Below are 9318 nucleotides of genomic sequence, written 5' to 3' on the forward strand. Positions count from 1 at the left end.
CCGCAGGGAAGCAATCGCCAAATCTCCCGATATTGCTGAGATTGCTTCGTTCCGCTCCGCTCCACTCGCAATGACATATTGTCACTGATCTAGCGGACTTGATATGACTTGTAGGTTAGGTTGAGGAACGAAACCCAATCTACAAGAAAAGACTGAAGGTATTTTTAACAGGAAAACGGTTTTTCCATGACCGATTACCGATTACCCATTACCCATAATGCGGTTTCACAGTCGGCTTTGATTTGGGCTTTGAGGGCATCGAGGGAGGCGAATTTTTGTTCTGGACGCAGAAAGGATTCGAGTTCAACGCATAGGACTTGATCGTATAAGTCTCCTGACCAATTGAAGAGGTGAACTTCAATGGTTTGTTTCACTCCATCCACTGTGGGGCGATTTCCGAGGTTCATGACTCCCATTACGGGTTGAGCTTCTTTCCAGAGGGGGTTAGAAACTCGGACGCTGTAAACTCCGAGACGAGGTAAAAATTTCTGGGGAGGAACTTCGAGGTTGGCGGTGGGAAAGCCGAGGGTACGACCGAGCTGTTGTCCTTGAATGACTTTACCCTGTAATGAGTAGGGTCGGCCTAGGAGTCGTTGAGCTTGCACCAGATCTCCCTCGGTGAGGGCTAACCGGATCTGGGAACTACTGATGCGTCCTTCTTGGCAGTTTTCCAGGGGGGTAATGATGACTTTAATTCCCCATTGAGCGGCGATCGCCTTTAAGTCCTCAACGGTTCCACTGCGTTGATAGCCAAAGCGAAAGTCTTCCCCCACACTGATGATTTTTGTGTGCAGAGAGGTGACCAAAATTTGGCGAACAAATTCTTCAGGACTCAGAGAAGCGAGCTGGCGATCGAAGGGCACAATGACCAATTGATCGATCCCCATTTGATGCAAATAGGCGGCTTTTTCCTCTGGAGGAGTGAGCAGCAACTTTTTCTGGCCTGTTAACACTTCTTGAGGATGGGGGAAAAAGGTCACCACACTGGAATAGAGATCGCGGCCAAGACTCTGAAAACCGGCAATGGGTTGAATGACTTGTTGATGTCCCCGGTGAACTCCATCAAAGTTACCCAGGGCGATCGCCATGGGCTTTAACGCAGTTGTCGGGGAAGCAATAGACCACACGCTTTACATTTCGCAATATGAAACATCCCTATCATGGTAGCAGGGAAATCCCATTAAAACGAATCCAAGCTCTAGGGTTCTAGGGGATCGGAGGGGGGAGAAACCAGAGTTAGGGATAAACCTTCCCTCGCCATCAGGCTATCGGGGAAAGCTTGAGCTACATCTTCGCCCACCTTATCGAGAAACTCGTCATTGTGGAGAGGGTCGTGGTGAAAGATCACTAATTTCTTCACATTGGCCGCTTTAGCCACTTTGACCGCTTCTTGCCAAGTGGAATGGCCCCAACCGACTTTACTGGTCTTGGGATGATTATATTCAGCATCAGTATAAGTGGCATCATAAATCATCACATCAGCATTTCGGGCTAAGAACAGCACATTCTCATCCATGCGATCGGGAAAATGCTCCGTATCACTAATATAGGCCGCCGTATGGCCGCCCCAACTGACACGATATCCCACGGCTTCCCCTGGATGATTCAGGGGAGCGTTTTCAATCACCACATCATCAAACTTAATCGGTTGCTTTACCTCGATGTCATTAAAGACCAATTTCGATCCCATCACTTTCAGGGGGACAGGGAAATTGGGATGGAGCATTTGGTTATTTAAGCGGTTCTCTATGGTTTCTCCATTGGGAGCAACGCAACCATAAATATTAAATGTATTACCAGGAATAAAGGCTGGGGTAAAAAAGGGAAAGCCTTGAATATGATCCCAGTGGGAGTGGGTAAAAAATAAATGGGCTTCAACGGGCATGTGCTTTAAAAGATATTGGCCTAATACCCGTAATCCTGTGCCGCCATCAAAAATAATACGATGACCGCCGACTCGCATTTCAATACAAGACGTATTGCCGCCATAGCGAACGGTTTCGGGGCCGGGGCAGGGAATTGAACCGCGAACGCCCCAAAAATGAACCGTGAATTGTTGTTGTGTAAGAGACATAAGACTTTACCGGATTCCACAACCTTTGAGCTAATGTGCCACCTGCATGTTGTTCACTAGGGTAACCTGAGAAGTGACGTTTCGGGTCTGGCCCAATCTGAATCGATCGCAGAGGTCTTCATCTGGATCGTTGGATCAACCCAAGAGCGGATAGGGTAAATGCAACCGTTGATGGGTTAGATGCTCCAAGCCTGAAGAGCAAGTCAAATTATAGTGTAAGGGAGTTAGGGTGATATAGTTTTGGCGGATAGCTTGTACATCTGTGAGTATGGGCGAGTCGGAAGGATTTTGAGAAGGGGGGTCAAGGACATCTTCGGTTAATTCTCCGGCCAGCCAATAGTAGGTTTTACCTCTGGGATCGATGCGTTTTTCCAAGATTTCGTCATAGCGACGAGTGCCTTGACGGGTAATGGCCACTCCGGCGATCGCCTCAGCCTTGAGAGGGGGGACGTTGACATTGAGCAACAGGGGTGGAAAGGGTTGGGTTGCATCTAAGGCGCTGACTAAGGAGGCGGCAAAGTTGGCTGCTACGCTAAAGTCTTGTGCTGTATAGCTGGTTAAACTGAAGGCGATCGCCGGAATTTTTTCAATTAATCCTTCCATGGCTGCCGAAACAGTTCCTGAATAGAGAATATCGGTTCCTAAATTGGCCCCATGATTAATCCCAGAGAGAACATAATCGGGTTTCTCTGGCAGTAAGGCCCCTAATGCCAATTTTACACAATCTGAGGGCGTGCCGGAACAAGCCCAGGCTTTCACCCTCGGATCGAAAACGGCATCTATTTCTTCAGCGCGGATGGGTTTATGTAAGGTGAGACCATGGCCGGTGGCTGACCGTTCCCGGTCTGGACAGACCACGCTCACCTGATGGCCGGCTTTGGCCAAAGTATTGGCTAAGGCGCGAATCCCTTGGGCAAAGATGCCATCATCATTACTGACTAGAAGTTTCATTGAAAGAGTTCGTCAAAGAAGAGTTCCATGGCGGCAAAGGAACGGCGGGCACTGTCTGGGTTATAGGCTGATCCTTTTGAAGGGTCATTGCCTGCTTTAGGGTTAGTAAAGCTATGAACCGTTCCGCCATAGGCAATCAGTTGCCAGTCTACCCCAGCTTGACGCATTTCTTCTTGGAAAGCAGCGACTTCTTCGGGGGGAACGAGAGGATCGTCTGCACCATGAAGGGCGAGAACTTTGGCGGTAATTTGTTGGGCATCGTCTGGGTTGGGGGTATCGAGTCCGCCGTGGAAGCTGACGACTCCGGAGACTTGTGCCCCACTGCGAGCCAGTTCTAGGACGGTTGTGCCGCCAAAACAGTAACCGATCGCGGCGGTTTGTTTGGAGTTCGTGAGACGATGTTGTTTGAGGTAGTCTAATCCGGCTTGGGCGCGATCGCGCAATAATCCACGATTAGAACGATAATAGGTTGCCTGCTCCCTCGCTTCATCGGTGGTTTCGGGGCGAATGCCTTGACCATAGATATCAGCAGCAAAAGCTACATAGCCCATCTGCGCCAGTTTGTCGGCTTGCTCTTTTTCAAATTCTCCTAAGCCTTTCCAAGCGTGGATAATTAACACTCCAGGTCGTTGGTCATTACGGGATGCATCATAGGCCAGATATCCTTCTAAAACCGCATCCCCTTGTTGATATTCCACCACTTGGGTCTGAATTTGGGTAGAACTGGGAGTTTGGGCTTGTCCTAGGGTGATGCCTCCTAAGAGGAGGGCGCTGGTACAGACTAGGGCGAGTAGGAGGGCGTAGAGTTGTTTTCGGAGTTTGTTCATAGGGGAACTGGGTTGAAAAAGGGGCTATTGTATTTATTCTAGGTAGGAAATGACCAACAAACTCAACCTTGGTTAATCATTATTTTATCGCCAGAGGTTTAGAAACCGGGTTTCTCCGGCCAGAGGGGGGGTTGAGCGTCGCCAGTTAGGGCAGAAACCCGGTTTCTTTGTGCAATACCTTCGCCATTTTCCCGTAGGTTGGGTTGAACGAAGTGAAACCCAACGTATTTGTTGGGTTTTCGGCTGTCGCCGACATGCACGTTCCTCAACCCAACCTACGAATCAAGGCATTTTTGGTTTTGGCGAAGGTATTGTTTGTGGCTTTGGGGGAGGCGATCGCCTTTCATTGAATGGGTAGTATAATACTACCTGACCCAGGTTTAACTTTTCCTCAATCAAGCCAAATATCCGTGACTAACTTTAGTCGGCTAACCCCAGGCGGAGGTCTGGTTGTTCATGAAAGGGCAGGAGGTCATACGTTAGCGAGGCATGTTGGCATAACTGAAGCGTCACTGGTTAACCGCTTGGTTACTCAGCCGACTCTTCCTAGGGCCTCATCCTTCTTCAATCGAGAAATTGCAGAGCAAACGATTTCAGATGCGATGGATGCAAATCAAACCCAAATTGTCAATTGGCTGGCAACGGCCACTGCTCGCTTATCAATCTATCATAGAGTCAACCAGGCGATCGGTATTAGTCTAGCTCAAAATAATCTTCATCCGGCGATCGCCCAAAACTTACGCATCATTTTGAAACGAGATGCCACTGTGTCGCTAGGATACTATATTTTAACCGCTTACCCAGAACCATGAATACTGAAAACTTTCCTGGACTTGCTCAATTTTGTAGCAGTTATTTTCACCAAGATTGGAATTTAGAGGCTCCTGATGCATTAGGTCTGATCCACAACTATCTTCAAGATGAACCCATAACCCAAGTACAACAAACTCTTGAAGATATCGAAAACTTACTGACTCAGAACCTTGAACCCAATCAATTAAAAGCAATGATAGTCTTTGAATTCAGTTGTTACTATGACCCAACCGTTTATGGAATTTCCTATGCCGATTGGTTGCTTTGGGTGCAAATCTCCTTAAAACAAGGTATTGCTTCAAAGCTTGCTTTGTCTGCTTAGAGCAACTCAGGCGATCGCTAATGCTATAATTATATAGTTAATTCGATTAAAGTTGAGACACAACAGTTTATCTAAAACAACGATATCTGTAGGGGCGTTTCATGTCGCGAAGCGAAACGGCCGTTCGCCCCTACAATCAATCATGTCTCATTGCTATTGGAAATGGCTATAAGAAGGAGAGGAGAGACTAGAAATCTCTTAGGTAATCACCAATAAAAGCCTTACCAATCTCCAGTCCTTGTTCTACGAGCTTACCCCAAGCCGAAGCTTCTCCTGCTGCGGAGCCAACGGCTGCAATTTTATTTCCGATGTTAGAAAAAGCAGTGGTTTCAATAAACCGATGTTGATAGGGTTTATTCGATTTGTTATGGTAAACCAAAAACCTCAAGGTTTTTTCCTGGTTCTGTCCATACTGGAAATTATCATCAACCTGGATTTTATATCCACCACTGACTAGGGGGTTTTCAGATTCGTTTTTTTGACATTTCGCAAAAAATTGATTAGCTTGCCCCTTTAAAACAAAAAGACTACCACTTGCTTCTTTGTCCTTAACGGAGTAGAGAAGAGCAACATATGGCTCTTCACGACTTCCTAAATTTTGTTGCCATCTAATTACCTCTTCTTTTTTATAGCTGTCAGGATCAAATGTAATCCAATCCCCTTTTTCAACCAGTTCAGTCATTGATTTTTCCTCAAGTTTCAGTATTTCTGAAGGGAGATAAATTTGACGATTTTCTCCCTTCTATCTCTAAGACGATTGAGTTGTTCAATTTCTGATTTTTTGTAGTTAGGGTCACTTTGAATAGATTGGTGGGCACTGCCCACCTTACCCATCAGTATTAACCAACAACAAAACCAGGGGCGAAAAATTTTTCGCCCCCCATAATAGACTGATAAGAATTGCCCCATTCAACCGGGGAAATATTCTACTTAAAATGCCCCTAGTTAGGAGTCGCAGTCACCGTGACTTGATACTCATAAGTCCCGGAAGGTAAGCCATTAGTATTAGCATTCTTGCCCACAACCATAGCGACACCATAGGTTGAATTGCTGGTAGCCTTTATTGAATTTCCAGTAGAGACATTCCAAGGAAAACTATTGCTAAACTCGCCGTTGCCATTGTGTGTAAACTCTAGATTGAATAGATTGTATAGAGACGCTTGAACAATATCGGGGTTGAACCCAGCCGGAGCCTGAATTTTCACTGGGGCACTAATAGAAAGATTGCTAAGGGCTGTACAGTTGACCTGTAGAGACCCTGACGTACCAATACTGTTAAACTGACTGTCAGCCATCAGATATTCAGCCGTGGCACTGGGCTGCACCAATGTACCATTCTGAACGTTACTAAACGTGCAGGTGCTGCTCACAGTGCCATTGAAGTTGACAGTTGTGCTGTTTTGGGCTTGGGCTTTGGGAGCCAAGGTTACAGCACCGAGGATAGCCAGGGCACTTGCGAGGGCAAGATGACGGTTTTTCATGGTTGGGATGTTTATGAGTATGTTAGGGTGTTCTATTTATAAGACGTTTGTGGGGGTGAGTTTGTGAAATTTTTTTGTGATGCCCTCTCCCTATATCCCTCTCCCACAGGAGCTAATCCTGTAGGGGTTTTAAAACAGGCTCTTAATTCGACTAAACATCATCCAATAGGACAAGGTTTAGTGGTGTATTGACAATCTGTAGGGGTGTTTCATGTCGTGAAGCGAAACGGCCGTTCGCCCCTACATACCAAATAGTAGTTCAATGAAACCCCCTACAATCTATCCGTTGGTATCTATCTACTTAGCTGGTGTAATATCAAGAGTCTGTCTATCTTGGATCTGTAGCCCTGGTATTTTGTCCATCAACTGAACAACAGTACCTGCTCCATAACACCAAGAAACAATAAGATGCTCCATCGAAGGATTCTGCGTGAAAAGGTTCTGCAAAAAATGAAGAAACATTTCTTCATCATGAGCTTTTCCAATATCATGAACAGTCCAACTTCTCTGCAAATTGTAGTCATTTACAGTGTTTAGATCTTGCTTATAGAAATAATGTTCTCGATATTCGCGATCTTGGCTTGTATTTCCTTCAGGGGAGCCATGACTACCAGATAAGACATGAGTTATTAGTTGTTTGTCATCATCATTCATTTTTTTGATTAGATTAACCAGCCAAAGATGGGAGATTGGGCGACACGCCCAGGTGAGTTTAAAGTTCTTGTGAAATTGGAGGTGATTATATATACAAATTCCAGTCAAAGCAAAATTGTCTCCGTTATCTGTATCTCGATAATAATAGTTTCCAAACTCATTTACATTCATAATTTCTTCATCCTCTCTATTATATGAGTCGCTTTCAGTTATAAAACGATAGTTAGGGATAATTTTTGAATTTTTAGAATTACGATCTTTTCCTTTGTGATCGCTGTTGTACCCGCACGTCATTGGGAGCAAGTTCCATCAGTCGGTTTAACTGCTCCTGTGCTTCCTCCACATGCCCCAAAGCCATCAGCGCATCAAAACGATCGCCTGCCGCTACAATATCGTCAGGATACCTCGCTAAAATGCGCTCATAGACTTCCAGAGCTGCCGCAGCATCGTTTCTCGCCATCTGCACCCGCCCCAGGGACAGCCAGTGAGACGGGTTTTCCGGCTCCAATGAGGCGGCTGACTCGAAGAAGTCTACCGCCGCCTCCAAATCCCAGTTACACACCGCAATCAATCCGCGAATATGCCCTTTCGTCGGTTCATAGAGAACATGGGACAAAGCCTGCTCGTACACCCTCGCCGCCTCCATCGGTTGGGCCATCAACTGCAAAATTTTACCCAACTTTAAGTATGCCTCCAGCACTTGAGGCTGTCGCTCAATCACCTGTCGATATTGCTCAATTGCCGGTTGCCAATCTCCCGTTTTATAGAGCAAATTCGCCAATTGTAAGCGCTTTTTCCATCCCGATGGATACTTCTGGATATACTGATTTAAAGACTTGAGTTTCTGCTGAATTCGGGTCGGCTTTTTCTCCAAAACCAAACAAACCTCAGCCTCCATTCCTGAAGGCTGAGAAACTACGGCAACCGATGAGACCCTTTGACTAGGCATGTGGCAGTAAGATGATAACTAATAACTGGATTGACATAGGGGAGAGTCTTGGCAGTGAGAGCATCCGATAAACTCCTTAGATTGACCGCAGTCTGGCCATGAAAAACCGTATCATCTTGCCCTAATAAATAGCACCTTAAATGTTTTTTTAGCCGATATTTTGCCTCCTGAATTCGCTTGTATACATTGTCCTGAGAGATCGCCAATTGTTGGGCAATATCAGCACAAGAAACATGGTGATAGTAACGCAAAATAAACGGCTGCCGCAGTCGCTCAGGAAGCAGATTAATAGCGCGAAAAATAGACTGGGATAACTCTTCAGAAAGTAGGGTAGATTCCGGGCAAGTATAACTGATGAGAAGAGAGTCCAGAGAAGTAGGGGCGATCTCGTCAATATTCTCCACACCCACGGCTCTGCGTCGATCTTGTCGATACTTGTCCATGCACAGATTATGGGTTAAACGAGTTAACCAAGCCCGGAGATGGGTGATTTTATGGGCATAATCGGGCAATTTCTTTCTGGCTTTGAGCATAGCCAAACTGAGGGCATCTTCGGCTTCATGAGCATCATTATTCAGCCAACGCAAACAGAGCGTATGAAGATAGTCCTGATAATTTTGCCAGAGCGGCCAAAAGGCATTTAGATCCCCTTCATAGAGACGCTGTAATAGGTGTTCCTCTTCTAAAGGATTGAGATTTTTATATTTAGAAACAGAATATTTTGGTCGTTTAATTTCTGGATACTGCATCAATATTAACCCAAATTTTTGTGGAGTATTGATGGTAGATACAGTCCACTCTGATGCGATTAATTTATACGGTTGAAACAACCGCCCCCAACTGCTTCCTGACTTTTTTAGTTGAGCATATTCTTATAGGAATTTGCCCTGTTGTCATGTTTGAGATCGAGTCCAGATAATTTAAAGTATCTGGCTTTCGCTTCTCCAATCTGAAGACGATTCCCAAGTTCGATTTCTGAATTTTTGTAGTTATAGCTAGTCTAAATGAGTTGTGCAATTGGAAATGCCCTCTCCCTATATCCCTCTCCCACGGGAGAGGGATTTTTCCCCCTTCTCCCTTCGACTTCGCTCAGGGCAGCGCCTGCGGGAGAAGGGGGTAGGGGGATGAGGGTGAGTGTTGATGTCGTTTTTGCCCTCTCCCTTTCATGTCCGCAGGAATAGCCCTCTCCCACGGGAGAGGGACTTTTCCCCCTTCTCCCTTCGACTTCGCTCAGGGCAGCGCCTGCG

General features: G+C 45.9%; 13 protein-coding genes. 3 read left to right on the forward strand and 10 right to left on the reverse strand.

What is annotated here, in order from left to right:
- Positions 1 to 194: 194 nt before the first annotated feature.
- From PMG25_RS05810 to PMG25_RS05825, 4 genes are all read right to left on the reverse strand, one after another.
- Complete coding sequence (locus PMG25_RS05810) at positions 195 to 1127, reverse strand: bifunctional riboflavin kinase/FAD synthetase (protein WP_283765958.1); 933 nt, start codon at positions 1125 to 1127, stop codon at positions 195 to 197.
- Between the two features lie 71 nt (positions 1128 to 1198).
- Positions 1199 to 2074 (reverse strand): MBL fold metallo-hydrolase, encoded by an 876-nt coding sequence (locus PMG25_RS05815; protein ID WP_283765959.1) that lies wholly within the window; start codon positions 2072 to 2074, stop codon positions 1199 to 1201.
- 135 nt (positions 2075 to 2209) lie between these two features.
- The gene (surE, locus tag PMG25_RS05820) at positions 2210 to 3025 is read right to left on the reverse strand and encodes a 5'/3'-nucleotidase SurE (protein WP_283765960.1); all 816 of its coding nucleotides are present in this window, start codon (positions 3023 to 3025) and stop codon (positions 2210 to 2212) included.
- Positions 3022 to 3852 carry a dienelactone hydrolase family protein gene (locus PMG25_RS05825; protein WP_283765961.1) on the reverse strand — a complete coding sequence of 277 codons (831 nt, stop codon included), beginning with the start codon at positions 3850 to 3852 and terminating at the stop codon, positions 3022 to 3024. The genes surE and PMG25_RS05825 overlap by 4 nt, the downstream gene beginning before the upstream one ends.
- Positions 3853 to 4064: 212 nt before the next feature.
- On the opposite strand from PMG25_RS05825, the gene PMG25_RS05830 reads away from it, so the two are divergent.
- The 3 genes from PMG25_RS05830 to PMG25_RS05840 are packed head-to-tail and all read left to right on the forward strand — an operon-like array spanning position 4065 to position 4987.
- The gene (locus PMG25_RS05830; protein ID WP_283765962.1) at positions 4065 to 4202 is read left to right on the forward strand and encodes a hypothetical protein; all 138 of its coding nucleotides are present in this window, start codon (positions 4065 to 4067) and stop codon (positions 4200 to 4202) included.
- Positions 4203 to 4262: 60 nt separating this feature from the next.
- Positions 4263 to 4664 (forward strand): RNase A-like domain-containing protein, encoded by a 402-nt coding sequence (locus PMG25_RS05835; protein ID WP_283765963.1) that lies wholly within the window; start codon positions 4263 to 4265, stop codon positions 4662 to 4664.
- Complete coding sequence (locus tag PMG25_RS05840) at positions 4661 to 4987, forward strand: contact-dependent growth inhibition system immunity protein (RefSeq protein ID WP_283765964.1); 327 nt, start codon at positions 4661 to 4663, stop codon at positions 4985 to 4987. The genes PMG25_RS05835 and PMG25_RS05840 overlap by 4 nt, the downstream gene beginning before the upstream one ends.
- A 187-nt stretch (positions 4988 to 5174) precedes the next feature.
- Here the strand turns inward: PMG25_RS05840 and PMG25_RS05845 are convergent, their stop codons facing one another.
- The 6 genes from PMG25_RS05845 to PMG25_RS05870 form a co-directional block, all read right to left on the reverse strand.
- Positions 5175 to 5669, reverse strand: a complete 495-nt coding sequence (locus tag PMG25_RS05845) for a hypothetical protein (RefSeq protein WP_283765965.1) — start codon at positions 5667 to 5669, stop codon at positions 5175 to 5177.
- 259 nt (positions 5670 to 5928) lie between these two features.
- A complete protein-coding gene (locus PMG25_RS05850) occupies positions 5929 to 6468 on the reverse strand; it encodes a hypothetical protein (protein ID WP_283765966.1) in 540 nt (179 codons plus the stop codon).
- Positions 6469 to 6765: 297 nt separating this feature from the next.
- On the reverse strand, positions 6766 to 7416 hold the full coding sequence (locus PMG25_RS05855; protein ID WP_283765967.1) for a hypothetical protein: 651 nt from the start codon (positions 7414 to 7416) through the stop codon (positions 6766 to 6768).
- Positions 7373 to 8071, reverse strand: coding sequence for a tetratricopeptide repeat protein (locus PMG25_RS05860; RefSeq protein WP_283765968.1), 699 nt, complete (start codon positions 8069 to 8071; stop codon positions 7373 to 7375). The genes PMG25_RS05855 and PMG25_RS05860 overlap by 44 nt, the downstream gene beginning before the upstream one ends.
- Positions 8038 to 8820, reverse strand: coding sequence for an RNA polymerase sigma factor (locus tag PMG25_RS05865; RefSeq protein WP_283765969.1), 783 nt, complete (start codon positions 8818 to 8820; stop codon positions 8038 to 8040). Before PMG25_RS05865 ends, PMG25_RS05860 begins: the two co-directional genes overlap by 34 nt.
- A gap of 251 nt (positions 8821 to 9071) precedes the next feature.
- On the reverse strand, positions 9072 to 9318 hold a 247-nt coding region (locus PMG25_RS05870), incomplete at its 5' end, for a hypothetical protein (protein ID WP_283765970.1).

Source organism: Roseofilum capinflatum BLCC-M114, assembly GCF_030068505.1.
Classification (GTDB): domain Bacteria; phylum Cyanobacteriota; class Cyanobacteriia; order Cyanobacteriales; family Desertifilaceae; genus Roseofilum; species Roseofilum capinflatum.